Here is a 24,809-nt window from a genome sequence, read left to right on the forward strand (position 1 = left end):
TCAAACCAGTTGATCCGGAAAAAAACCTCTTTGTTTGCGCCTCACGGTTGCCCGGCGACCGACACAAGAAGCGCTTCTCGAAAAGCGAAGACACCTCATGAACACCTGTCCGATTTGTTATAAACAATTTCCCGACTCAATGCGAGTTTGCCCGAACGACGGCGTGGGATTGATTTCACCTGAATCGAAGACCATTGATGCCCGCTCGTTGCCCCAACAGGATCCATTGATGGGAAAATGTATTGCTGATCGCTTCCAAATCCTGGGCAAACTCGGTCAGGGTGGGATGGGTGCGGTGTATCAGGCGAAACACACCAAAATGAACCGGATGTGCGCCATCAAGATTATGAATGCCCAGATTGCCAACGATCCGGAGGCAATGGCGCGATTTAACCGCGAAGCCCAGATGTCGAGCCAACTTAATCATCCTCATGCCGTTACCATTTATGATTTTGGTGAAGCTGAAGGCGGGCTGGTGTATCTGGCGATGGAGTATGTCGAAGGTGAAACGCTTTCGAAAATTTTGGCCAAACGGGGACCATTGCCGCTCGATATGGTCCTCAACATTGCCCGTCAGGCGGGGTCAGCCATCGAAGCCGCCCACCGAATGCTCATCATTCACCGCGACCTCAAGCCCGACAACATCATGTTGACCAAAAACAATGGGCAAGACTGGATCAAAGTGCTTGATTTCGGAATTGCCAAAACCACTGATGACCAGCGGCATGTGACCCAAACTGGAATGACGATTGGAACGCCGGCCTATATGTCGCCAGAACAGGCGGCTGGGGACAAGCTTGATGCCCGGTCGGATCTCTATAGTTTCGTCCTGATTGTGTATGAAATGCTGACTGGGGCGTTGCCGTTTCGAGGAGAGAATTCACAGGCCATTATGGTCAAACGGTTGACCGATCCGCCAATGCCGCTCCAGGTTGCCAATCCAAATGTCCGGGTTCATCCCCAAATCGAAGCCGTGATTATGCAGGGGCTGGCGCGAGTTCGGGACTATCGCCCACCTTCGGTTGAACAGTTTGTCAGAAATCTTGAAATGGCCGTGGCTCAATCGGCTGGCCAGCAACAGTTTTTCCAACCCGGTCCTCAGACCCTTCCACAAACAGCGCCGGGTCGCACCGCACCACCTCCGCCACACTTTGGAACAAATCCAGCCACTCCACCACACTCACAGTCTGGACGACCACCCATGGGGCAACCACCGATGGGACAGCCACCAATGCCACCCCCGGGTCCACTCCCGCCAGGATATGGACAGTCACCACCGCCCCCGATGCCCGGACCTGGATATTCAAGTTCCGGACCGACGGCTCCGGCCAACGCTCCGGGAATGCCTCCATCATTGATGAAGCCGCCAACCAATCCGCCAGCAAACATGCCGCCAATGAACACCCCCGGCATGCCGCTCCCAGGTCAACGACCGCCAGCAAGTAACACATTTCCTCCCCAAAACACACCTGGCAACCTGCCGACAGTTCCCTATCCACAAGGACCCGCCGTGCAATCCGGGCCCAATATGCCACACCTGCAAGGACCACCAATGCAGTCAGGGAATATGCCGCCGACAGCCAATGGACGGAGTAATCTAGGGTTGATCATTGGCGTGATTGTGGTTGTGCTTGTGCTTGGCATCGGAGCGCTCCTGTTACTGGCGGCCCTTTCCAATGCTGATGGCCAATCAACGCAAAACACCCCAACCGGTGAATCAAGTAGCGACAATTCATCATCTGGTTCGGGCGAAAGCGGTAGTTCACCGTCTGGTTCAGGCAAAGGAAAAAACAAAAACAAACCGAAAAAAGAAAATGTCACCCCAGTCGCTAACCTTTCAGGTGAATGGATTTTGACCAACACGATTGAACAGACGTCTTACAGCGCCTATCAAGGATTGCGACTTGGTTATCGCATTTACCTGCAACAAGATGGAAATTCACTTAAGGGAAATGGGGAAAAACGCTGGGAAAACGGCGTCGAAATTTCTTCGCCAACCGCCCGGACCCCGATTTATCTTGAAGGCACCATCAGTGGGGATTCCGTCACCCTCAACATCACCGAAGTCGGCGCCAAACGCACCACCGCCGGTCAAATGATCTTGACGGTTCATCCTGACACCAACACGCTCGATGGGAGATTTTCCAGTAACGCCGCCGATTCGAGTGGCTTCTCCTATATCGAAAAAAATTCGAATACTTACTGACGATCATGAAGAAGAAACACCGATTGCCTGACAACCCGGACCAGGCATTCACGGCCCCAGCCGTTCGCCTCCCCAAAGGCCAACTGAAAAAAGGCGGCTGGTTTCGCAAAAGTTTGAAAATTTTTGGCCTGCTCCTGGTCTTGTTTCTCGGATACCAGGCGGTCACCTGGCCCAATGTCAGTCGGCTCAAAGTCGAAAACCCGGCCACCACGGCCATGATTGAAAACCGGCTGGCTCAGGCCAAAGCCGATGGTCGCGAACCCAAACGCGAACAAACCTGGGTGCCCTACAATCAAATTTCCGCCAATCTCAAACGTGCCGTCCTGGCTGGTGAAGACTCCCGCTTCTTTGGCCACGATGGTTTTGACCGCGAAGCAATTGAAAAGGCGATGGAGGAAAACTGGGAGAAAAAAGACTTTGTCCGTGGTGCCAGCACCGTGTCACAGCAACTGGTCAAAAACCTGTATCTTTCAGAATCCAAAGACCCATTCCGCAAATTCAAAGAAGCCATCATTACCTGGCAAATGGAGCAAAGTCTTTCCAAAGAACGAATTTTGGAATTGTATCTGAATGTGATCGAATGGGGTGACGGTATTTACGGCGCCGAAGCCGCCGCCCGGCGCTACTTTAAAAAATCCGCCTCCGGGCTTTCGGCCAGCGAAGCTGCGTTTCTGGCAGCCATGATTCCCAATCCACGCACGGTCTATAATCCAGACAAAAACCCAGGGCGCGTCCGCAGTCGCCAACGCATCATTCTGCGATATATGAATGGCATCCGGTTACCTTCATCAAAGTCGTGACAGTTAAAGACAGAAACCACGAAACACACAAAATACACGAAAGATAAACCAAAGTTCTTCAATACTTTCTGGAATTCCAGCGAAATACAGCCGGAGTGTCACCACTTTGCGGTTAAAGCAAAAGATTCATTTTTTGTGTGTTTCGTGTATTTCGTGGTTTCTCTTCTGAGGCTCTATGAGCAATCCTCAATTCTTGACTGGAAACTATAAAGAAATGCTCCTCGAAGGGTTAAGAAATCCTGACGAAGCTGAACAGTATATCAACGCGGCACTTGAAGAAGGCGATGACACAGTTCTTCTGCTGGCACTGCGTGATGTCGCCGAAGCCTACGGAATCAGCCAAACGGCACCGGATCAATTGTTGTCCCAAACAGACAGATCTCACTTCTCCGACTTGATTCAAATTCTGAATGCACTGGGCCTGCAACTTGTCTTCAAACGCAAAGTTGCCTGAACTCAAAAGAATCGCCTGCAAAATATCTTTTTGCTTTATCTCAACGTGGCAACCACCCGAAAGCCAAGATCCTCGCGCGAATGATCAGGTTTGTTGCCGATACGACTCGCTGAACGGCAGTATCCGGCAGTGCAATGACACGATCCACCCCGGATCATCCGTGGCGATTCGCTAATCCCGGCTTCCCAGGCGCTACCGTCCACAGGCGCGTTATCATAAGAGGTGCGAAACCGATCCTGACACCATTCCCAGACATTGCCGTGCATGTCATACAGCCCCCAGGGATTCGGAGAGAAGCTTCCGACGGACGTGGTTTTTCGGGGATACTTTTCTTTCGGCACCGCGCCATAGGAAACTTCCCCAGATAAAAGGGATGACTGATCGTCGCCTGATGGCACGGCTGTTCACAACTGATCCAGTCCCGTTTTGCATTTGGGCTGTACCGCTGTGCTTCAATAAAAGCTGCCTCAACCTCACCATCTGATGACCTCATCAGAAAAATTCCAGATGGGATCAGCACAAATTCCATTTCAAGATCATCAGCTAATTTGAGAAAGAGTGAGGTTTCAGTCATTGCAGTTTCGGCTATCTCAAGAATTCCAGCAATATCCGGTTAAATGTCTTGGGGTCTTCAATCGGCAGGACGTGACCCAGTTTGGGGACAACCACCATTCGGGCATTGGGTAGGGTTGAGGCCAGGGCTTCGCCAAAAAATGGTGGCGTCTGGCGGTCATTTTCCCCATACACGAGCAATGTCTCAATCTGAATTTTCGGCAATTCCGGTCTGACATCGGCCAGGGCGAGTGCCCGGCAGGTCGCCGCAAAACTCGCCGGATCCTGTTCAGCAAAGGCTGCCGCCAGCGCCTGAAACCGATCATCCAGTTTTAAATCAATCACGCTCCCAAACAATCGCGGCGCAAAGGCATCAGCAACCGCTCGCATCCCACGATTTTCAGCCAGTTGCGCCAGTTGTTCCAGGGCTTCTTTTCCTTTTGGTGGAAAGGCTGAGGTGGTACTGACCAAAACCAGTTGTCGGACGCGCTCCGGATAGGTTGCGGCAAAAGTTTGGGCAATCACACCGCCCATTGAGAGTCCAACCAGTCGGACATGATCAACTTCAAGGGTTTCAAGGAGCGCATTCAAATCCGCAACATGATCCTGTGGCGTCTGGACGCTTGAAACCGAAGACCCACCATGGCCACGCAGATCATAGCGAATCACCTGAAACCGATAGGCCAGATCGCGAACCTGCCCGGCCCAAAATGAAAAATTCCCGCCCAGACCGTGGATGAATACAACCGGTTCGCCTTCACCTGACATATTGACTCGGAGACTCACTCCGGTCGAAAGATCATATGTGTAAATCATAATGGTTTGCTCCTTAATGCGCATGTGGCTGAAAAAACCCTGTTTGGCACTGAAAATCACCTATGCTAGAGTAACGGCCTCACAGAAGTCATGGGTAACGCACCTCATACCCATTTTTCAAACGTTTCCAGCTTCTTTTCTCTCCAGTTCAATTGATCATCACCATTTCAGGGGGAACTGTCCATGGCCCACAAACGCCAAATTATTACCTTGATGACGGATTTTGGCACCAGTGATCATTTTGTCGCCGCCGTAAAAGCCTCAATTTTGAATATCCATCCGGATGTGGACATTATTGACATCACCCACGATATACCAGCCCACGATGTTTTTGCTGGGGCCTTTACCCTTCGAAATGCGATTTCGCTCTTTCCGCGCTTCACGCTGCATATGGCCATAGTTGATCCAGGTGTTGGTTCCGCGCGGCGGCCCATTGTGGTGATGACCGACAATTTCAATTTTATCGGCCCAGATAACGGTTTATTTAGTTACATTTACCAGGAAGAAACCGTCAACCGGGTGCTCCATATCAACGCCGAGCACTATTTCCGGCATCCGGTCAGTCCAACGTTTCACGCCCGGGATATTTTCGCGCCGATTGCAGCCTACATTGCCAAAGGGGTTGACCCCCGCAAGGTCGGAGACGAGATCACCGATTATGCTCGATTTGATACACCGAAACCCGATGCCAGCAACCCGAAGATGATTCGCGGCGCTATTTTGCACGTTGACCGGTTTGGCAACTGCGTTACCAACCTCACTCGCAATGAAATCACGCTTCCAGCACTCCGGGCGGGCGGGAAACTGGTTATCAACAATCGCGAAGTGGCCAAATTCTGCACCCATTATGCCGAAGCCCAGCCCAATGAACTCTTTATGCTCTTTTCAAGCACCAATTTGCTGGAAATTGCAGCCCTAAAAACCCCCGCTGCCCGGGTCCTCGAAGCCCGCCGGGGAATGGAAGTCCAGTTCATCGTGCCCTAGCGAGAAAAAGTGAGTAGCGAGTAGCGAGTAGCGAGTAGTCAGACACAGCGAGTGGTGAGTAGCGAGTAGCGAGTAGTCAGACAAATACTTCCAAATCGTGAAGTTACTCGATTGGCTTATTTCTCCTACCGGAAATGACCTCAATGATTCTCAAATGAGTTTTAAATGAGATGGATTGACTACTCGTTACTCGCTACTCGCTATCCATCTGACATCCCCCCTTGTCAAATCCGCATCCATCGCCAAGAATGTCCACTTCTGGGACCCCCTCACTATTGTAAGCCTGGTGTGCCAGTTGCATTGAAAAGAGTGCACACGTTTTCCACAGGAGGCTGTGGAAAATTCCCAGTGTTTCATTTTTGGAGCTATGAAGAACAAAGACCTTATTTTACATGACTATCTCTATGCCTCGCCGGGAACGGTCGGGTTCGAAGGCCCTCCGACACCTGTCATCCGCTATCGCTGGGTGATTGGCGTCGTGCTGTCACTGATCTTTCATGCTGGAGTGTATAAACTCTTGATTTATCAAGGGTTTGTCAGTCAGTTTGGTGGCTGGGAAATTGTTGATCGCGACTATGACGTCAGGTGGATTAAGGTAAATTCAAAGGGTGAATTTGTTCTCCCAAGTCGGGCAGACCTGGCCAAACTCTTCGCCCACAAAGAAATCAAAACCCTCGAAGAACTGGAAAAAGAGCGACTCAAAGAAGAAAAGCGGCGGGCCGCCCACAAAGCCCGTGAAGAAAAGCTCAAGCAGCAGAAGGAAAAAGAAAAACCTGGCCAGGATACAGACGGGGAACCAACCGAAAAAGACCAGACTGCTACTGTCGGTCAACCAGGTGGCGAAACGGGAAAACCAACCGGACCGCCCAAATTTGGCCAAATCAACAGCCGCCCGATTCGTGAAATTGTCGGCAAGGTGTATCAGAAATATAAATCAGGTGAGCTGCAAGGTGTTGAGAATGCCGTTTTTTCCGTCACCGTCGGATTTAAAATCAACCAGGATGGATCACTGTCCAATCTCAAAGTGGTGAAATCTTCCGGATCAAGCCAGATTGATGAAGCGGCACTCAATATCATTCATGCCGTCGGCGAATCACACGCCATGGCGCCGCTGGCCAGTTTGAGTTCAATGACCATTACCCTCAACAACGGCACCGATCTTTCCAGCCTTCGAGTCATTGGATTTGCCGGAACGGCAACCGAAGCGACCGAACTGGCCAACAGCCTCAATGCCCTGCTCGTCCTGGCTGCATTTGCCAAACAGGATCGCCCCGAACAAGGTGAACTCCTGCGTCGCATGCAGGTCAAAGCCGACGGCAACCGCCTCATCGGGAGCCTTTCCATCAGCCGTGGAACAGCCAACACCATGATGCGCAAGAGTTTCGGGAATGCCGCAACCCCACCCGGCTCTTGATGCGTGAGCGAAGTAGCGAAGGAAAAGCGAGTAGCGAGTAGCGAGTAGCGAGTAGTCAATCCATCTCACTTAAAACTTGTTTGCGAATCATTGAGATTATTTCCAGTAGGAAAAATAAGCCAATCGAGTAACTTCATGATTTGGAAGCAGTTATCTGACTACTCGCTACTCGCTACTCGCTACTCGCTACTCGCTTTTCTTTGTAAAATCCCCAGCCTTCACAATGGAAATTTTGGTTGCATCAAGGTGTTTGCGCAGGGCCTGTAAAATTTGATCAGGCGTCAATGCCTGGATTTTCGCTTCAAATTCAACATCCCAGGCCAGCGTCCGGTTGAGGTATCGGTATGAAACAAGCCGACCAGCCAGTTCCCGATCCTGGGCGCGGGATACCTTACGGGATTCAAGGTAGCCAGCTTTGGCGGCTTCAACTTCCTCTGGTTTAAAACCATCCTTCAACGTGCGGGCCATTTCTTCTTGAAAAGCAACTTCAAGCTGCTTGACGTTTTGCGGTGCGCAACTGGCTGACACTTCAAAAAGGCCGATTTTATCAAATGAGTTGGCATAGAGCGAAGAATACACCCCATAACTCAGTCCTTCTTTCTGACGAATCCGAATACCGAGCCGTGAATTGAGGGTGCCGCTCCCTCCCAAAATGTAATTTCCAAGCACCAGCGCCGGGTAATCTGGATCATCATCGCGCAGGTTCAGTGGCAACCCCGCGACAAAAATGGCGTTGGCCTTGTCTGGGGTTTCCAAAATCTGGTTGATCGGTGATACCAATTGAAATGTATCGGCAACTCGCTCAAACGGGGTTTGGTTTTTCCAGTCGCCAAACTGGTTTTCGATTAAAGATTCGACTTCCTTCGGATCAAACTCGCCAATTGCCGCCATTTCACCAAAGGACGCGCCATAAAAATCAGCGTGAAATTTTTTGACATCCGCCAGTTTGACGGCTTTCAGGTCCGCAATTTGTTCTTCTGGTGACGCCACATAATTGATGTGCCCTTTGGGATATGGATTGAGGTGTTTACTCAAAGCTACCTGGGCCAGGACTTCTGGTTCTTTGCGGCTTGATTCAATATCGGTAATGTTTTCCTGACGGAGTTTCTCAAACTCGGTGGCTGGAAATGCCGGTTCGCGAAGAATTTCCGTGACTAATGCTATAAGCGGAGCCAAATTTTCGCGGGGAACCTCAAAGGAGGCAATCACAGCCGTTGCCCCGCCATAGACTCCCAACCGGGCTTTCAACCGGTCGAGTTCATCCTGGAGTTGCTCCCGGGTGTGTTTTTTCGTGCCACGCATCAACATTTCGCCCACCAGTTGACCTGCCAGATCCCGACCTGTCAGCGTTTTTTCCGAGCCCAAATGCAGCCGTACATTGCCAATCACAATGCCACCACGGGTTTTCTTGGGCAGCAGCGCCAGTTTGACCCCACCTTTGGTTTCGCGGCGCGCGACACGTGATTCAATATTTGGGGGGGTTGGTTCAAACACTTCACCAGCTTCGACGACATCATCACTCTGAAATCCTTCCAGAAGTTTTGCCACATCCGGTGACGCCGGAATCTCAGCCCGGACCGGCTTGTCAGTCGGAATGAATGTCCCAAGTGTCCGGTTTGACGGAATCAGGTACGTGTTGGCGACGCGTTGGACGTCTTCAACCGTTACCTTTTTCATCCGGTCGCGATGCAGGAAAAAGAGCCGCCAGTCTCCCATCGCAATCCACTCGCTGAGTTCAAGGCCAAACTGGTCGGAAGAATTCACTGTCAATTCGATGTTTTTGAGCGCCTGCAACCGGGCGCGTTCAACTTCTTCGGAAGTAATCGGCTGAGCAGCCACCTGTTCAACGGCTTTTAAAAACAAATCACGAACTTCATCCAGCGACTGGTTTTTGGGTACCACGGCTCCAAAAGCAGCCAGCCCAGGCTCGCGTAATTGAAAATTAGACCCAAAAACACCCGTGACCTTCCCGCTATCCACTAAAACTTTGTGCAGGCGGCCTGATGGCGTGTCGCCCAAAATGGTGGAAAGTAATTCAAGCGCGGCAAAATCAGCGTGACTGCCGGCTGGGATGTGATAGGCAGCGGCCAGAATCTGGATATCACCAGTGCGGCGCACCGTGACGGTTCGTTCACCATCCTGCACCGGATCCAGCGTGTAGGTATTTTGAAGTACCCGGAGCGGCCTGGGAATCAATCCAAACGTTTCATTGATATAGGTTAAAACCTTTGATTCATCAAACTTCCCGGTTAATAACAAAACAGCGTTATCGGGCTGATAGTAGGTTCGATAAAAGCCTTGCAGCCGCTCAATCGGAACTTTTTCAATATCTTCGCGGGCCCCGATGGTTGAATTGCCATAGTTGTGCCAGAGATAGGCCGTTGACTGAATGCGCTCAATCAAAATGCTAAACGGGCTGTTTTCGCCCAGTTCAAACTCATTGCGGACGACCGTCATTTCTGAATCAAGGTCTTTTTTGGCGATAAAGCTATTGACCATCCGGTCGGCTTCGAGTTCCAACGCCCAGCGCACCGATTCATCCGTTGCCTGAAGGATTTCAAAATAGTTGGTTCGATCATACGAGGTTGTGGCATTGTAACGACCGCCGCGTTTATCAAGCTCTTCAGGAATATTTGGGTGTTTGGGCGTTCCTTTAAACAGCATGTGCTCTAACAGGTGCGCCATACCGGTCTCGCCGTAGTTTTCATGCCGGGAACCGACCAGGTAGGTCATATTCACGGTGATGGTTTCTTTGGATTGGTCAGGAAATAAGAGAACTTTGAGGCCATTGGCCAGTCGGTATTGGGTAATTCCAGCCAGCGAAGTGACCCGTTCGATGCCATTGGGTAGTTTCGCCAGCGATGCTGGTGATTCAGGCTTTTCCTGTGCGGTCTCAAAGTGAGGTGCAGCGGTCAGGGCCAGTACTGGCAGGGTAGACCAGGAACCCAGCAGCAAGAGTGCCGTGACAACTGAAATATGCGGTTTCATTCAATTTCCCCCGTCTCTGGAAAGCGGCGTCAAGTGGGCCGCGCTCCAAAATTTCTTCGGATTTGTTTGGCTTTTGAGTGCGGAGAGTTTTACCCTTTTTTCAGCCGCTTGACGAATACTTTTTCACGAATGTGAATTCTGGGCTGGTTGACTCTATTTTTATTTCCTTGAAAAGAAGTTCCCACAGTATGACCAAACCAAACCTCTATCAATTCTTACCGCTCAATTTTCATCAACTTCCGCTTGAAACTCAGCTTGCCGAAGCCAAAGCATTTCACGACCGGCTCCTGACCCGACGTACGGTACGTGACTTTGCGCCAGACCCGGTGCCGTTTGAACTGATCGAATCAGCGATTCACACGGCAGCCCACGCGCCGTCGGGCGCCAACCAGCAACCCTGGCGGTTTGTTGTGGTGCAGGATGCTGACATCAAACGCCAGATTCGCCTGGCTGCTGAAGCCGAAGAGCGCGAAAACTACGGCAACCGCTTTCCGGACGACTGGTTGCAGGTCCTGGCACCGCTCGGAACTGACTGGCACAAAGAGTTTCTTGAAATTGCTCCGTATTTGATCGTGGTCTTTAAAATTGACTACGAACTTGCTCCGCCTGAAACCGAAGACGGTCAACCGCGCCATATCAAACATTATTATGTCAATGAATCGGTTGGGATTGCGGTTGGCTTTCTGCTGGCGGCGCTGCACTGGTCTGGCCTGGCCACACTCACGCACACACCCAATCCAATGAAATTTCTGACTGAAATTCTGGGTCGCCCGAAAAATGAAAAGCCATATGTATTGATTCCAGTTGGCTACCCAGCCGAAGGCGCTCGGGTACCAGACATCACCAAAAAACCGCTTTCTGAGGTGATGCAGGTTATTTAGTCCAACTGTTGGAATGGGTGGCAGGAGTTCCCAGTTTTGACCAGCAATTTTCTTCAAAAACATGAATTTTTTTGAAAAAAGCTGTAATGATCTGGTAAGTTTCCTCATTCTTTCTATACTCTCAGCAACTCCCCAAAACTTCTCCATATTGCATGTGCTTTTTTGGGTGAAATCGGTTCGCAGCACATCGCACATCATTCTGAAAATAATCAAAGTGGATTGAGTCTGGTATTCAACTGCTTTTGAAATGAATATCTCACTCAAGATACAGATTCGAGGAGGTTTTCTATGCGATTTATCGTCATTGGAATTCTCATGTATGCCCTGACTGCCCCTGTTTTTGGATTTACTGGCCCAGCTCCGGCGCCGTCACACCTGGTAGCGGCTTCGTGGTATGAGATTATTTCCCCATCCCGCCGGTGGGACAACAAATCACTTGCACGTGATGAAGCTCGGCGTCGGAGGCATGATTTGTATGAAACGTTTGTGAAGCTCCGGCAAACGTCCGAAGAACTCGCCAAACTGCTCGACCAGAATATCACGTATGCCGAACGCCAAAAGGCAGCCAAAAAAGCAAGTAAAATTGCCACAGTCGCCCGTAAAACGTGGAATGAATTGCAGTTTAACGATCCAGTGTACCAGCACCCAGGTGATAATTTATCGCTGTCATCACGCGGTCTGGCCGTGGCCCAGAAAGAACGAAACCGGGTGGCACTTCAGGTTCGCCGGACTGAAAACACGCTCGCCAGCATGCAACGCATGATTGTGGACCATAACCAGTATCTCTCAATGGCGCTTCAGCAACTCGAAGCCCTCGAACAAATCGCCCGTCAGATTGAAGTTGACGTCAAGTAAACCCTTTTGAATGAAGAATGTGGTTAGTGGTTAGTGGTTAGTGGTTGGTGGTTAGAAATCAATACTTTCGAAGAAAAACCAAGAACTAAGCTAAGAACTAACTATACTGACAGCCCACATTGTTTTGATAATTTTGAGCTTTCATCTGGTTTTTCAAAGAATTACCAGGGATACACAAAACAATGTGAGTTGTCAGTATAACTAATCACTAACCACTAACCACTAACCACTAAATAGTTTCTTCATTCAGTCATCCGCATGCGGCAACGGACTTTATGGTCGGTTGCCGTTTTGAGTCTTCCGAGAACAATTTCCCCATCCCGGCACTGGGGCTGGACTTCGCCACACCGTGGAGCAAAGGCACATCCTGGAGGGAGTTCGGTCAATTTTGGAACAACGCCTTCGATGGTATTGAGCCGGTTGCGCGTCCGATCTCCGAGACGTGGAATGCTTGCCAGCAGCCCGGCGGTGTATGGATGCTGAGGACTGGCAAATAAATCACGGACGGCGGCATCTTCAACGACTTTTCCAGCATACATCACCACTACCCGGTCGGCAGTTTCAGCCACGACTCCCAAATCGTGGGTAATCAACAGGAGTGCCAGTTGCCGCTCAACCCGAAGCTCATTGATGAGTTCCAGAATCTGGGCCTGGATGGTGACGTCGAGTGCCGTTGTCGGTTCGTCTGCAATCAGGATTTTTGGGTCACAACTGAGCGCCATGGCAATCATGGCTCGCTGTCGCATTCCACCTGAAAGCTGATGAGGATAATCACGGGCGCGTTTGGCCGGATCTGGAATCGAAACTGATTGTAATGATTCGACCGCCGCATCCCAGGCTTGCTTGCGTGGCAAATTTTTGTGCAGGCGGATGGCTTCAGCAATTTGCTCGCCAATGGTGAACACCGGATTGAGCGACGTCATCGGATCCTGAAAAATCATGGCAATTTCCGAACCACGCATTCGGCGGCGGTCATCGGCAGAAAGGCTGAGCAGATTTGTGCCATTATAGTGAATCTCCCCGCCAGTGATTTTTCCCGTTCCCCCAACCAGCCCCATGATTGAAAGGGCCGTGACGGATTTTCCCGAGCCGGATTCCCCGACAATGCCAAGTGCCTGTCCCTGCTCAAGCGAAAAACTGACGTCATCAACCGCCCGAACAACGCCTTGCTGGGTGTAAAAATAAGTTTGCAAATGGTTTACAGTAAGAAGACTCATGAATGGAGTGAATTTTTGAAGGATGTGGGATAAAGGATGATTCATCCTGTCTCCTGAGCTATCCCATTTTGCAATGAAATGCCCATGTTAGAAAACAGTCAAGTAATTCAATCAAATAAGCTTAGTGGACTACTGACTACTGACTACTGACTACTGACCGGTATTATCTGAGTACCTTACCATTTTATCCAGGAGATTTCAGCCCTGGCTTTTTTGAACCACCGAAGACACAGCGACATTTTTTGTTTTCTCTGTGTCCGCTGCGGTGAGCGTGTGTTTGATCTCAGATCGAGTTCACAGTAACGTCTCATTTTGTTTTGTAATGAATTATAACAAATACAAGGTGTATACGGATTTGGGGAATTCTTCACCACTTGCAGTGTGTGCTACATTTGAAAACCAACTCCCAGAAAGCTTTCAATACCAGGAAAAAGACCATGACCAAAGCAAGCGCCACAGATCACCGCTTATTGCAGGAAATCACCCTGCGCAACGTGTTGTCATTCGGCCCACAAACCGAGACTTTGCCGATGGAAAACCTGAATGTGCTCATTGGGCCGAATGGCTCAGGTAAATCAAATCTGATTGAAACAATTGCACTTATGCGGGCTGCTCCTGGAGATATGGCTGCTGTTATTCGTCGAGGCGGTGGTGTTGAAGAATGGATTTGGAAGGGAAACAAAACAGGGACTGCAACCATTGATATGGTACTCAGATATCCGCACGGAAAACAACCAATCAGGCATGTGATTGAATTTCGTGAGAATAATCAACGCTTTGAATTTGAGGATGAACGAATTGAGAACAAAGCTCCTTTTGGGAGAGAAAAGGAGACTTACTTTTATTATCGTTTTCAGCAAGGTCGCCCAGTAATGAATATGGCTGGAAATAAGAAACGACCACTGGCACGGGAAACCATCAACCCAAACCTATCAATTTTAGCTCAACGCCGTGATCCAGAACTTTACCCAGAAGTATCTTATCTGGCTGAAGTTTATGAAAAAATAAGGCTTTATCGAGAGTGGGCTTTGGGGCGTAACACTATTTTTCGGGAGCCACAGAAAACGGATACCCGAGATGATCGCCTTGAAGAAGATTTTTCCAATCTTGGGATATTTTTAAACCAACTTCGCCAAACTGCCGACGCTAAAATCGCAGTCTTAGAAGCACTGAAGGATCTTTACACTGGAATCACTGATTTTGACATCAATATTAAAGGTGGCAGCACAGTGCAAGTGGTTTTGACTGAAGGTGGATTCACCATTCCAGCCACACGGTTGTCAGATGGGACACTCCGGTATTTGTGTCTGCTCGCTATTTTGTGTGCTCCGACACCCCCGCCGTTGATTTGTATTGAAGAGCCTGAACTGGGTCTCCACCCAGATATTTTGCCAGACCTGGCTGACCTTCTCGTTGAAGCATCAAATCGAACCCAGCTCATTGTGACCACACATTCCGATATTCTGATTGACGCTTTGACTGAACATCCTGAATTTGTCGTGGTGTGCGAAAAACACAACGGTCAGACTGAAATGAAACGACTGAATCAAGAAGATTTAACTGAGTGGCTGGATAACTACCGACTTGGACAGCTTTGGATGACAGGTCAGATCGGAGGAACTCGATGGTAAAGGCCATAATTTTTCTTGAAGGTGGTGGTGATTCAAATGAACTGAAGAGCCGCTGTCGGAAAGGATTTCATAAACTTTTAATCAGTTGTGGTTTTACCAACCGCCTCCCTACCTTAAAACCTTGCGGTGGCAGGCATAGGGCCTTTGATCAGTTCAAAACCGAGGTCAAAAAATCCAACTATGATTTTGTCGGTTTATGGATTGACAGCGAAGACCCATTGGACGACCTTGAAGCCACCTGGGAACACTTGCTGAACCGTGACAACTGGGAAAAACCTGAAGATGCCACTGATGGTCAGGTACTTTTTATGACAACGTGCATGGAAACCTGGATTGTGGCTGACCGGGAAACACTGAAAAAACACTTTGGGAGTGACCTTCAGTTATCAGCACTTCTGCCGTTGAAAAAGCTTGAAGAACGCACTCGCAAAGAAGTTTTAGAGAGCCTGGAACACGCAACTCGCAATTGCTCAAATGCTTACAAAAAAGGAAAGCGGTCGTTTGAAATTCTTGGAAAATTGTCACCGACTGTTTTAGAACACCATCTGCCCAGCTTTGTTCGAGTTGTGAGGATTCTCAAAGATCAACTTTGAACCAATCCGGCTGGTGATTTGAAGGATTTTGACCAGACAAACCACCAGCCTGCCGTTTATCGTGCCGCCTGTCGGAGTCGCTTGACTTCGTCTAATGCTGTCAGAAGCACCCGGTCACGGTCGGCGCGAAAATCTGCCAGGGTCGGTTTCACCAGAATTTGGGGCTGGATACCGACGCCGACAAATTCTTTGCCATCCGGGTAGGTGTCGCGTTTGGTACAAATGCGTGCGCCACCGCCACCCGGCAATTGAATATTCAACGGCTGACCAGTACTGCCGCCGGTGGGCTCTCCGATCAGCGTCCCGCGTTTCATCGCATCAAACGCCACAGCAAAATCTTCAGCCGCTGAAAAAGTACGCGGACTGATCAACACCACGACGGGCTTTACATATGGCTTGTCGAGCAGCGGGGCCACTTCTGAAACCTGCCCATGATACCAGCTTTCGCCGCGTCCCCAGGCACGAAACGAGGGTCGGTACATTCGTGTCCGCCACATCGAGGTTTTGAAGGGTTTATCCGTCAAATGAGCCAGGATGTTCCATCCGTAACCGCTGTTTCCTCCGCCATTGTTGCGAACATCAATGATCAGTGCATCCGTCGTCATCAGTTGCGGAAGGACTTTGGCAAATTCGGCTTCGATTTTGCCGTCGTTGAAGCTGTTGAGCACCAGCAGCCCAACATTGGACTCCAGAATTTTAAATTCCAGGATCGGGGATGGTGGAAGTTTTAAAACCGCCCATTGTTCACCGTTCAAACGCGGCACCGATTTTTTGAAGATCTCGCCAGATTCAGTTCGAAAGGTCAGTTCAAGGGCTTGCTGAACCGGCCCCCGGAGCAATTCATAAGAAAACAACCGGGTTTCCGCATCCTGTGGAGTCGAAGCAGCAACATAGGGTTGAATGAATTTCCCGGCATACGCTTTGACTGGCATTCCATTGATTTCCAGAATTTCCAGCCCTGGTTGAATGCCGGCTTCCACCAGTTGTGGATCCCAAACCCGGCGCACCATGACCCGATCTTCAATCATTCTGGTCGAAAGCGCCGGAACGGCATACCACTGCAAGGCCAGTTCATCTGGAGGACTCAAATTGGTGTGGCCATCTTTTAATTGAGCAACCAGTTCGGCCAAAATCCGATAATATTCATCGGTACTTTTGGTTTGCCGGACTTTTGGAAGGTACACCAGATAGAGTTTGTCCCAATCCAGTTCTGGGACAAGATCAAAATTGGCAAAGTTGAACTTGACCTCAGCCCACAACTTTGAGAGACCAGCGATTTTTTCGTCTTCGGACAGATTCTCACGATAGGGCGACTGGAGCGCCAGGTTGTTCCACATCAAAGCCAGCCGCTTTTCGTTGCGGGCGCAGGCGTCCAGTGTGGGTTGCCAGCGTGGATCTTCGCGCACTGACTGGAAATCAGTATCTTGTTTGAGTTGGGCTGAGTTCCCATACCCAAGCTTGAGCGCCCGGTTCAGTAGATCGAAGGTATCGTCCTTTCGACCAGCCAGTGCACAGGCACAGGCGGCGTTATAGAACAACCCGGAATCATCGGTTTGGATTTTGGTCGCTGCCACAAACAACTCGGCACTTCGGGCATAATCTTTTTTCGCGTAGGCTTGTTCAGCCTGGGTGACCAGTGCATCAGGATTTTGTTGGGCCTGTACTCCAACTGGTTGAAGCACCAACCAAATCACAAATATCATCAGGGCAATGGGGTTTCGTTTCACGGGTTTCTTCCTTTGGAGAATGAAAAAATTCAGGTGAGAGACTGCACGAACAAAGCATTTCGGTGCTTTTGGCCGGGTAAGTGAAATAAACCACGTTCTGGTTGCAACAATTCCTGGTGTGGAATGAAACCAGGATTTTCAAGAATCGAGCAAAAGTATATGGATCAAAACCATCTCGATGAAGTCCTGTTACACACGGCTGGTGCCATCGTGCGCCACCAGAGTCCGTTTCACGACCTGCCGGTTTTGACCAGGTTGACTCCAATGAACCACGACCAACTGTTGTACTGGGTGAAACCCTTTTATATGACTGACTTACAATCTGAAGAATTTGCTGAACGGTTTCTGCCTGTCCGCAATGAAATCACGATTGACCTGGTGAAAGAGTTGCTCGCTCAATTCAACTGGCGACCTCGCCTTGTAGCAGCAATGTTTGCCGCTATTAAAAATTATGGACTGCTGGAAATCCCTATCGGCTATCTTTTGCTCCGCAGTGATATGTGTTATGCCGGAAAGGGATACTGTCTCGCACTAGCAACCTTTAATACTACGGAATCAGTTGATTTTCTGACACACTATCTTGATTATTACTTGAAACAGAAAGATTTATGGTATGACCAGGGAGAAGCAATGGGGGCAATCGCTTATCTTGATCAACAAAACGGAACGAATGTTCTAGCTCAATTCCTGCCAGCCTGGGAAGAATTCAATGCGAACAAACACTGGAATTTAGATGACCATCTCCGGCGGTTTGCTGAACAGATGAAAGCCATCCGGCGGTTGAGAGATTAAAGTTTGTCACACAGTGAAAACAATGCTATGGAAAAGCCATTTTATTTCGGTGCCGTCGGAGATGTTCACGGAGAAATGCAGCGTATGGTTGCCCTGCTCTCAGGTATGGAGAAAAAGCGGGGCATCCAGATTGAATTCGTTCTGCAAGTTGGAGATTTCGAACCCCATCGCGACGAACAGGACCTCCAAACCATGGCCGCGCCGTCCAAATATCGTGATTTGGGTGATTTTCACCATTATCATCAAGGCTGGCAATCCTTTCCCTGGCCGATTTATTTTATTGGCGGCAATCACGAACCATATGGCTACCTGGACCAGTTTCCACAAGGCGAATGGTTGACTGAGAATTGCCGCTACCTTGGCCGCTCAGGATGGCTCGAACTTGATGGCGGATTTACCATTGCTGGTCTGTCCGCAATTTACAATTCGGACTGGTTTTCTCAACCTCGACCTGACGTGAGTTTGTTTGGGACGATCAGCAATAAGTCGTTTATTTACTTCAATGAATCAGACCTTCAATTGCTCCTGGGTCTTGAGCGAAACATTGATATCCTGCTGCTCCACGAATGGCCTGCCAATATCATTGACCCAGCCGACCAGGCTGAATTTGAGCAGGCCCGCCGAAGCATGCGCTATGACTGCGTTGGAAACGAAATGAGTGAGATCGTCATGCACTGGCTATCACCGAAACTGGTTTTGTGCGGTCATATGCACAAAAAGTACCGGCGGCAGCTTCAATCCTCAAAAAATGAGGCCATGACTATCTGCTGTCTGGCCAATGTCCATCAGGGCACTGAGTCGGTAGCGATCTTCGAAGCGAATCAGGACGGCGAGATCAACGAAGTTCAGTAAGAGGGTTGAAATTTGACAACTGTTCGGAAAGGGGGTTCTCTGATGAAGAAAAACCTTGAGCAGCGGATTGTCGAAGTGATCCGCGAAGAAATTGATCTATCGCCATACAATCCCGACTGGCCGCGCTTGTTTGATCTCGAAGCCGCCTTTCTGCGCAATTTTTTGCCGGAAGGGTCCCTTGGCCGCATTGAACATTTCGGCAGTACGGCGGTTCCAGGGCTGGTTGCCAAACCGATTGTTGATTTGCTCGTTGAAGTCCGAAGCCTGACCGAAGCCCAGCAACTCATCGCTCCGGCGCTGGAGTCTCAAGGCTACGACTACTTCTGGCGGATTGATGTTTCCCCACCCTATGCGTGGTTTATCAAGCGCAATCTGGAAGGCAAACGTACTCACCATCTCCATCTGGTCGAAGCCGATTCGATCCTCTGGGAACGGCTTCTGTTTCGTGATTACCTGCGCGAAAATCCTGACATTGCCTGTCAATATGCCAGCCTCAAACGCCTTCTGGCAGAACAATATCCAGCCGACCGGATTACTTACACAAAAGGCAAAACCGAATTTGTTATTAAGGCTACTGAACAGGCTAAAAGCTTTTATAATCAATAAATCGGCTTGATTGACTATGATGGTGAACTTTATTTCAGCCAATATCACGACCCAATCGAATAACAATTTTTAACTTCTTGATCAATTGCTTTTTGTTTCAGGAAACAGTCAAGTCATTCCATTAAATAAATTTAGTGAATTACTGGCCACAAACCGGCCTGACCTGACCGCCAGGAATTTGGGTGACTGTACCCGGCGGTCTTCAGTCCTGAACTCAAAACTTCAACCTGAAGAACGGGTGATTATTCGATTACCAGAGCTCAGCATCTGACCATTCACAAAGGGATCGATCAATGTGAAGTCTCACCTTCCCTAAACCGACCCAAAGGTAAACGACTTACTTTCCTCCCAGTCATAGGCATAAACAATAAAGTCAATATGCACGGTGTATTTCAACTTGAGAACCAGGTCATTCCCTTTTCGTTCAATGGTGAACTCAGTTTCTTCAGGCATGCGGGCATCGTTTCGAATTTTGACAAATTCATCATTGATTTTTTGATCTTTATATCCACGTAAGGCAGCCACACTCGCCAGTTCCCCAACTTTGTTATTAAACTCAGTCGTGGTGTACCACACTGGAATAATTTTGAAGAGAACAAACCCAACCACCCCAAGGACCAACATCGTCACATAAAACTGGCCTTTGCCCTCTCCTCGCTCTGAATACCGCCGTCTCATAAGTGCTGGAATGCGCATGCCTAAACTCCTTCTTCAAATTGAAATTTCGAGGAAAATAATTCTTCTCGAAAAAGTCAGAATTCTATTCCTAAAACCTGAGCGCAGATTGTTGCTTTCAGATTTGTTCCTGGTTGATTTGAATGGGTTTTGTGAATGATGAACGAAAGTGGTGACTCGATCAAGAACTCAATATTGGCATAAGATCCAAAGGACTACCAGATGAAAATAGGCGCAGTCGTCAACCTGAAGCATTCCACTCACTTACTTTTCGTTGGACAGTCCTGAGGGTTGCCTTTAACACCGTGGCTTCTGGAGATGGAATCTCCACCACTTCACCAATGGTTGTCGGCACAATAAACCGAACGGTGCCTCCGCTTGATTTTTTATCGAGTTGAAGCGCTTGAAGAACCTCATCACCATCAAGCAGATCCAGCCCTGGCAGGTGACCCAAACCCAAAACAACATCCAGTACCCGATTGGCAGCCGACTCAGTACACATCCCCAGTTGGAGTGCCAGCTCAAAGACGGCAATCATGCCATATCCCACCGCTTCCCCATGACGGAACCACCGATACCGGGTCACGGCTTCAAACGCATGACCAAACGTATGCCCGAAGTTCAAAATTCGCCGAAGCCCCCCTTCCCGCTCATCAGCCTCCACCACATCAGCTTTAATGCGGCAACATCGGGCAATAGCCTGACGCAAAAAAGCGGTATCCTCAGAACTCCAGGTACTGACTCGGCGGGTTGGAAACGGGAGAAAGTGCTCTAGCTCGGAAAAAAACGAGGCATCCCGAATCACACCATACTTCAGCGCCTCGCACCACCCCGCGTTCCACTCACGCTTTGGGAGTGTTTGGAGCGTCGTTGGGTCAATCAGAACCAGTGCCGGTTGATGAAAGGCACCAATTAGATTCTTGCCTCGTGGATGATTGACCGCTGTTTTGCCGCCGACTGAACTATCAATCTGGGCCAGCAGCGTGGTTGGCATCTGAACATAGGGAACTCCACGCAGGTAGGTGGCGGCGATAAATCCCGTCATATCCCCGACTACGCCACCACCAAGGGCGAGCAACGAAGCTTCGCGTTCCACTTTCTGTTCAATCAGAAAGGACCAGATTCGGTTGGCAGTCTGAATCGTCTTAAAGCGTTCCCCATCTCCCATCAAAAAAACCAGGGTGCGAATTCCAGCTTGCTGCAGGCTGGCGTCCACGGTTGAACCATACAACCTCCACACCTTTGGATTTGAAACAATCACCACCGTGCGGGCATACTTTCCAAGCCGGTCGTTGACTGCCTGACCAGCCTGGCGACATACATCGGCGGCAACCCAAACCGGATAAGATCGCTCTCCCAGGGCCACTTCAACAATTGTGGTTTCCGTCATCGGTTCCAATCCTCACTCAGGGCTTCAGCATTGAGAGCTCCAAGTCCAATTTGGGCAGCCAGTTCTTCAAGGGTGTAGCGATGCCCGGTATTCCATAAATCAATCACCAGGTCCCCTGCCCGGCGGGATCGCCACCAGTATCCGAACCGGGTTTTCACATAGTCTCTCAACTGCGCTTCAAAACAATAGGCTCGAACGGTCACCCCGGCTTCAAACCCGCGATTGAGTAAAAAGAGTGCCTCAGATGGGGTGTATTCGATCTGCATCAACTCTGAAAAACGTCTGGCGACCTGTTCGAGCGACGGGCGGGGTTCCCCAGGGGTGGTTTGAAAATACCTGGCGGCACAGAGCAGGCAGGCAGCGGCTTCGCGGAGTTCCCACAGCTTTGCCCGGCGAACCGGGCTTAGAATGCGTTGGGGCAACGGCAGGTCCAGCATTTCCCCTAACCATTGTTTTTCCAGCAATAATTGCCCAAAGAACGCCGCAAACCCCTGGCGAACAGAAGTGTCGGCACCATAGCGAAGCTCAATCGGCAACTGGCGGGACGTCCACACTGCCTGTTGGGCCATTGCCGCCGTTTGAAAAAAGCGGACAAAGGCATTCCATCCACTGTCTGATTGAAACCCAACCCGAATGTCATCTGGAATCTGAACTCGGGCACAATAGAGTTGCAGTTGAGAAACGGCCTGAAACCGAAGCGCTGGTTGTTGCCAGGGCCGGACGCCAAACCCACGAACCGTCGCCTCATAAGATCGCACCAGTTTTTCAGCCGGGAAGAATTCATTGAGCGCTCCGACGTGCCCCCAACTCACACAATCAGCCCGACGAAGAGAGACAACTGAGCGGCACAACTCATTGGCCCAGAGGGAAAGCGCCTGATTCCATTGGTTTTCGGTCAAGTGCAGGAACGATTCGCAGAGACTTAGCAGTGATGAAAATTCACATCCGAATGCCTGAGCCTGGTCAACCTGTAGTTTTCCCCAACTCGAAACGCCCAGCCGCGCGGCGCCTTCATCGAGCCGAACAATGCGTTCCACGTACAAATCAACCAGTGATGCCAGCGCATTTTCCCACTGTCGAGTCAGCGCTTCGGGATGGTGTCGAGGATGGAGTTGCGATAATTGGCGTTCAGCCTGAAAAAAACCAAGTGGTTCGCTTTTCCACTGCAACTGATACTTACTCGTGGCCCGGGCCAGTTCCAGACTCACTTCGCGAGCCTGCATTTCAACAAATTCGGTTTGGGCAAAAACAATCAATGTCTCAATCGCCCGCCGTGCCGATTCCCCTCGCGGTTTGGCAGCTTCGCGTTCTTTGGAAAGTGTATCGAGCCCCGAATCAGTAAACAGGTCCTGAAATCGGCTAAATATGGATCCAGGCATTGGTTCAGTTGGGTTTATAGACCGCCACCCCTGGCACAGAGCCAGATTGAGGGCGGTCTGAAACGTCTGAAACTCAACTCGATACTCATCAAAATTCATAGGTCAGTTCTGGCCGGATTGAAGCTCATTCACTAAATGCACCCACTCCTGTTGAAAGTACGCCTGATTGAATCGGGCAACCTGGGTATAGGCGGCAAGTCTGGTTTCCATCGGTGTTTGAAGCTGCGCCTGAATTTGGGTTGAAAGGCAGTTCCAATCCAAAAACGGCTGCCGGGCCAGTTCAGCCAGTTGTTTCATCCCCGCAACCGGGTTCAAAAGAGTTGGGACATGCACCAAAATGGCTTCAGTCGCACACCGTCCCCACCCTTCCAGCACGGTTGATGGAAAAATCGCCACGTCACAGGCTCTGAGAAATTCGAGATACGCTGAATAGGAAAGGCTGGTGTTGGGCATCAGGGCATTCAATACAGCTTTGTTCCCAGTGGTCACAAAGTGGTATTGAGGGTGGTGGTCAATAAACTCCGTCAATTTTCGGACTTCAATATTGTGTTTGACACGCCCGACATACACCACTGGCTTGTTTGGTGGAAAATTGAATTTTGTTTTGAGGTCGCTTTTGGGAAGCAGATTGATGGCGTCAATCAGGTTGACATCATAGGCATTGTAAATCACCCGTGATCGAATATGATGCTCAGCCAGAAACGTCTGCCAGTAGGGTGACACACACACCACTTCAAAACAGTCAGCCAGTGCCTTTAGCGTTTTCTCCCACAGCCAATCTTCCTGCCAGGTGCGAAGAATCGTTGGATCATAATGGTGCAGGATAAAAATGGCTCGCTGCCGCATGGTCTTGCGAAACAACCAGAAGCTGAAATCGTCCCAGAGAAAGAAGGCATTTCGGTCAAACCAGGGAAGTGACCAGGCGGTCCGCCAGAGATGCTGTAATCGGCGATTGCGACGCGGATCGCCTGTCCGTTTGTGGTCCACCAGCGTGTGGAGTGAAGCGTAGGGAGCAAGCGCCTCGTGAACCATCCGCAAATAGACTCTTCCACCCGTAATCCCTTCAGGCTCAAGTAAATAAAGACGCTTTCCCATAGTTTATCCAACTCAGGCAACCAGAAAAATCGCTATCCGCAATCGCTATCGTTTCTCAACTTGAATGCGCACAGTATAGCTGCCTGAGTTGTCGGCTAAGTCATTTTCATTGACACTCAGAAAGAGCTTTCCGCTGCGGGGGGCAGTAAATTCACGTGATTTTCCGATGAATAAAAATTCATCATTGTCATCACCAATCACCGCAATCAGTGCTCCGGTCGGACGGTCAGCCACGAGTTTTCCAGGGTCCTCGCTTTCAATCCCATCCGGAGAAGCTTCAAACCCTTTTCCAAGTTGAATGGTGCCATCCGCCGAAATTGTCACCCGGTCTCCTTTTTCGACATCAATTTTGGCGTAAGTCCAATCTTCTTTGGCCACAACGGTTGCAAACCCAATCACGGGTGGGACGGCTGGTCGTGGTGGTTCAGGATTGGTGGTTGGAGTGGTCGTACGATCAGATTCACCAGTAACTGGCGGCTCAGTGGTTGTGGTGCCGGAGGTTGAAGCACCGGTTCCTGGGTCGGAAGGTTGGGTTGAAGTCGCTGAGGGACTGGTGTAGGTATCGGTTCGGGTCGGTGACTTTTCTCCATAGGAACTACCAAACCCAGACGGTAACGGACGACCATCAAATTCAACGCTGTCAATGTCATCCAGGGCAATAATCGCTCGTGACTCAGCCGAAGCCCCTTCATACACAATGACAAATTTTCGATCACTGTAGCTGACGATTTTTCCCGTAATGGCCTGGCCGTTTTTCATTCGGATCACATCTGCCCAGGTTGGAACAACCAGTACCAGCAAACAGAGGGCACTGCCTAAAACGGTCAAAAAACGTGAGGATTGACGAACGGATATCTTCTTCTGCATAAGTGGTGTGTACTTGCAACCCAATTGGGCTGCAT

22 protein-coding genes are annotated in these 24,809 nt (G+C 49.9%); 12 read left to right on the plus strand and 10 right to left on the minus strand.

Annotated elements, in window-relative coordinates; genetic code table 11:
* Positions 1–97 precede the first annotated feature (97 nt).
* The 3 genes from HY774_05385 to HY774_05395 all read left to right on the plus strand — a co-directional run bounded on the left by HY774_05385 (position 98) and on the right by HY774_05395 (position 3,460).
* Positions 98–2,206: a protein kinase gene (locus HY774_05385; protein MBI4747898.1), complete on the plus strand. Its 2,109-nt coding sequence runs from the start codon at positions 98–100 to the stop codon at positions 2,204–2,206.
* A gap of 5 nt (positions 2,207–2,211) precedes the next feature.
* The gene (gene mtgA, locus HY774_05390; GenBank protein MBI4747899.1) at positions 2,212–3,006 is read left to right on the plus strand and encodes a monofunctional biosynthetic peptidoglycan transglycosylase; all 795 of its coding nucleotides are present in this window, start codon (positions 2,212–2,214) and stop codon (positions 3,004–3,006) included.
* A 175-nt stretch (positions 3,007–3,181) separates the two neighbouring features.
* Positions 3,182–3,460 (plus strand): transcriptional regulator, encoded by a 279-nt coding sequence (locus HY774_05395; GenBank protein ID MBI4747900.1) that lies wholly within the window; start codon positions 3,182–3,184, stop codon positions 3,458–3,460.
* Between the two features lie 35 nt (positions 3,461–3,495).
* Here HY774_05395 and HY774_05400 read toward each other — a convergent pair whose 3' ends face one another.
* Together HY774_05400 and HY774_05405 are read right to left on the minus strand one after the other, a co-directional pair.
* Complete coding sequence (locus HY774_05400) at positions 3,496–3,858, minus strand: formylglycine-generating enzyme family protein (protein ID MBI4747901.1); 363 nt, start codon at positions 3,856–3,858, stop codon at positions 3,496–3,498.
* A gap of 187 nt (positions 3,859–4,045) precedes the next feature.
* Entirely contained in the window at positions 4,046–4,828 is a 783-nt protein-coding gene (locus HY774_05405) for an alpha/beta fold hydrolase (protein MBI4747902.1), read from the minus strand.
* Between the two features lie 183 nt (positions 4,829–5,011).
* Between HY774_05405 and HY774_05410 the strand changes: the two genes are divergently transcribed.
* Complete coding sequence (locus HY774_05410) at positions 5,012–5,812, plus strand: SAM-dependent chlorinase/fluorinase (protein ID MBI4747903.1); 801 nt, start codon at positions 5,012–5,014, stop codon at positions 5,810–5,812.
* Positions 5,813–6,179: 367 nt separating this feature from the next.
* Positions 6,180–7,226: a TonB family protein gene (locus HY774_05415; GenBank protein ID MBI4747904.1), complete on the plus strand. Its 1,047-nt coding sequence runs from the start codon at positions 6,180–6,182 to the stop codon at positions 7,224–7,226.
* 186 nt (positions 7,227–7,412) lie between these two features.
* On the opposite strand, the gene HY774_05420 is transcribed toward HY774_05415, so the two are convergent.
* The gene (locus HY774_05420) at positions 7,413–10,214 is read right to left on the minus strand and encodes an insulinase family protein (protein ID MBI4747905.1); all 2,802 of its coding nucleotides are present in this window, start codon (positions 10,212–10,214) and stop codon (positions 7,413–7,415) included.
* 188 nt (positions 10,215–10,402) lie between these two features.
* Here HY774_05420 and HY774_05425 point away from each other — a divergent pair, with 188 nt between their 5' ends.
* A complete protein-coding gene (locus HY774_05425) occupies positions 10,403–11,095 on the plus strand; it encodes a nitroreductase family protein (protein ID MBI4747906.1) in 693 nt (230 codons plus the stop codon).
* 288 nt (positions 11,096–11,383) lie between these two features.
* Positions 11,384–11,950 carry a hypothetical protein gene (locus HY774_05430; GenBank protein ID MBI4747907.1) on the plus strand — a complete coding sequence of 189 codons (567 nt, stop codon included), beginning with the start codon at positions 11,384–11,386 and terminating at the stop codon, positions 11,948–11,950.
* Between the two features lie 242 nt (positions 11,951–12,192).
* Here HY774_05430 and HY774_05435 read toward each other — a convergent pair whose 3' ends face one another.
* Entirely contained in the window at positions 12,193–13,167 is a 975-nt protein-coding gene (locus tag HY774_05435) for an ABC transporter ATP-binding protein (protein MBI4747908.1), read from the minus strand.
* Between the two features lie 437 nt (positions 13,168–13,604).
* Between HY774_05435 and HY774_05440 the strand changes: the two genes are divergently transcribed.
* Both HY774_05440 and HY774_05445 read left to right on the plus strand, forming a co-directional pair.
* The gene (locus HY774_05440) at positions 13,605–14,798 is read left to right on the plus strand and encodes an AAA family ATPase (GenBank protein MBI4747909.1); all 1,194 of its coding nucleotides are present in this window, start codon (positions 13,605–13,607) and stop codon (positions 14,796–14,798) included.
* Positions 14,792–15,391: a DUF4276 family protein gene (locus tag HY774_05445; GenBank protein ID MBI4747910.1), complete on the plus strand. Its 600-nt coding sequence runs from the start codon at positions 14,792–14,794 to the stop codon at positions 15,389–15,391. Before HY774_05440 ends, HY774_05445 begins: the two co-directional genes overlap by 7 nt.
* Before the next feature lie 56 nt (positions 15,392–15,447).
* On the opposite strand, the gene HY774_05450 is transcribed toward HY774_05445, so the two are convergent.
* Positions 15,448–17,118: a hypothetical protein gene (locus tag HY774_05450; GenBank protein MBI4747911.1), complete on the minus strand. Its 1,671-nt coding sequence runs from the start codon at positions 17,116–17,118 to the stop codon at positions 15,448–15,450.
* 159 nt (positions 17,119–17,277) lie between these two features.
* Between HY774_05450 and HY774_05455 the strand changes: the two genes are divergently transcribed.
* The 3 genes from HY774_05455 to HY774_05465 are packed head-to-tail and all read left to right on the plus strand — an operon-like array spanning position 17,278 to position 19,368.
* Positions 17,278–17,910, plus strand: a complete 633-nt coding sequence (locus HY774_05455) for a hypothetical protein (protein ID MBI4747912.1) — start codon at positions 17,278–17,280, stop codon at positions 17,908–17,910.
* A 27-nt stretch (positions 17,911–17,937) separates the two neighbouring features.
* Positions 17,938–18,762: a metallophosphoesterase gene (locus HY774_05460; GenBank protein ID MBI4747913.1), complete on the plus strand. Its 825-nt coding sequence runs from the start codon at positions 17,938–17,940 to the stop codon at positions 18,760–18,762.
* A 42-nt stretch (positions 18,763–18,804) separates the two neighbouring features.
* Entirely contained in the window at positions 18,805–19,368 is a 564-nt protein-coding gene (locus tag HY774_05465) for a GrpB family protein (protein ID MBI4747914.1), read from the plus strand.
* A 312-nt stretch (positions 19,369–19,680) separates the two neighbouring features.
* Here the strand turns inward: HY774_05465 and HY774_05470 are convergent, their stop codons facing one another.
* From HY774_05470 to HY774_05490, 5 genes are all read right to left on the minus strand, one after another.
* A complete protein-coding gene (locus HY774_05470) occupies positions 19,681–20,064 on the minus strand; it encodes a hypothetical protein (GenBank protein ID MBI4747915.1) in 384 nt (127 codons plus the stop codon).
* A 220-nt stretch (positions 20,065–20,284) separates the two neighbouring features.
* Positions 20,285–21,433: a 3-dehydroquinate synthase gene (aroB, locus tag HY774_05475; GenBank protein ID MBI4747916.1), complete on the minus strand. Its 1,149-nt coding sequence runs from the start codon at positions 21,431–21,433 to the stop codon at positions 20,285–20,287.
* A complete protein-coding gene (locus HY774_05480) occupies positions 21,430–22,911 on the minus strand; it encodes a hypothetical protein (protein ID MBI4747917.1) in 1,482 nt (493 codons plus the stop codon). Before HY774_05480 ends, aroB begins: the two co-directional genes overlap by 4 nt.
* 3 nt (positions 22,912–22,914) lie before the next feature.
* The gene (locus tag HY774_05485; GenBank protein MBI4747918.1) at positions 22,915–23,907 is read right to left on the minus strand and encodes a hypothetical protein; all 993 of its coding nucleotides are present in this window, start codon (positions 23,905–23,907) and stop codon (positions 22,915–22,917) included.
* 45 nt (positions 23,908–23,952) lie between these two features.
* Complete coding sequence (locus tag HY774_05490; GenBank protein ID MBI4747919.1) at positions 23,953–24,774, minus strand: hypothetical protein; 822 nt, start codon at positions 24,772–24,774, stop codon at positions 23,953–23,955.
* Between the last annotated feature and the right edge of the window lie 35 nt (positions 24,775–24,809).

It is taken from the genome of Acidobacteriota bacterium, assembly GCA_016208495.1.
In the GTDB taxonomy this organism is placed as follows: domain Bacteria; phylum Acidobacteriota; class Blastocatellia; order Chloracidobacteriales; family Chloracidobacteriaceae; genus JACQXX01.

Bases quoted from the DNA above. Each gene is read 5' to 3' on its own strand.
- HY774_05385 (MBI4747898.1), top strand. From the start codon at position 98: ATGAACACCTGTCCGATTTGTTATAAACAATTTCCCGACTCAATGCGA.
- HY774_05440 (MBI4747909.1), top strand. From the start codon at position 13,605: ATGACCAAAGCAAGCGCCACAGATCACCGCTTATTGCAGGAAATCACC.
- HY774_05430 (MBI4747907.1), top strand. From the start codon at position 11,384: ATGCGATTTATCGTCATTGGAATTCTCATGTATGCCCTGACTGCCCCT.
- HY774_05395 (MBI4747900.1), top strand. From the start codon at position 3,182: ATGAGCAATCCTCAATTCTTGACTGGAAACTATAAAGAAATGCTCCTC.
- HY774_05460 (MBI4747913.1), top strand. From the start codon at position 17,938: ATGGAAAAGCCATTTTATTTCGGTGCCGTCGGAGATGTTCACGGAGAA.
- mtgA (MBI4747899.1), top strand. From the start codon at position 2,212: ATGAAGAAGAAACACCGATTGCCTGACAACCCGGACCAGGCATTCACG.
- aroB (MBI4747916.1), bottom strand. From the start codon at position 21,433: ATGACGGAAACCACAATTGTTGAAGTGGCCCTGGGAGAGCGATCTTAT.
- HY774_05480 (MBI4747917.1), bottom strand. From the start codon at position 22,911: ATGAATTTTGATGAGTATCGAGTTGAGTTTCAGACGTTTCAGACCGCC.
- HY774_05445 (MBI4747910.1), top strand. From the start codon at position 14,792: ATGGTAAAGGCCATAATTTTTCTTGAAGGTGGTGGTGATTCAAATGAA.
- HY774_05455 (MBI4747912.1), top strand. From the start codon at position 17,278: ATGGATCAAAACCATCTCGATGAAGTCCTGTTACACACGGCTGGTGCC.
- HY774_05425 (MBI4747906.1), top strand. From the start codon at position 10,403: ATGACCAAACCAAACCTCTATCAATTCTTACCGCTCAATTTTCATCAA.
- HY774_05490 (MBI4747919.1), bottom strand. From the start codon at position 24,774: ATGCAGAAGAAGATATCCGTTCGTCAATCCTCACGTTTTTTGACCGTT.
- HY774_05485 (MBI4747918.1), bottom strand. From the start codon at position 23,907: ATGGGAAAGCGTCTTTATTTACTTGAGCCTGAAGGGATTACGGGTGGA.
- HY774_05465 (MBI4747914.1), top strand. From the start codon at position 18,805: ATGAAGAAAAACCTTGAGCAGCGGATTGTCGAAGTGATCCGCGAAGAA.
- HY774_05470 (MBI4747915.1), bottom strand. From the start codon at position 20,064: ATGCGCATTCCAGCACTTATGAGACGGCGGTATTCAGAGCGAGGAGAG.
- HY774_05405 (MBI4747902.1), bottom strand. From the start codon at position 4,828: ATGATTTACACATATGATCTTTCGACCGGAGTGAGTCTCCGAGTCAAT.
- HY774_05420 (MBI4747905.1), bottom strand. From the start codon at position 10,214: ATGAAACCGCATATTTCAGTTGTCACGGCACTCTTGCTGCTGGGTTCC.
- HY774_05410 (MBI4747903.1), top strand. From the start codon at position 5,012: ATGGCCCACAAACGCCAAATTATTACCTTGATGACGGATTTTGGCACC.
- HY774_05415 (MBI4747904.1), top strand. From the start codon at position 6,180: ATGAAGAACAAAGACCTTATTTTACATGACTATCTCTATGCCTCGCCG.
- HY774_05435 (MBI4747908.1), bottom strand. From the start codon at position 13,167: ATGAGTCTTCTTACTGTAAACCATTTGCAAACTTATTTTTACACCCAG.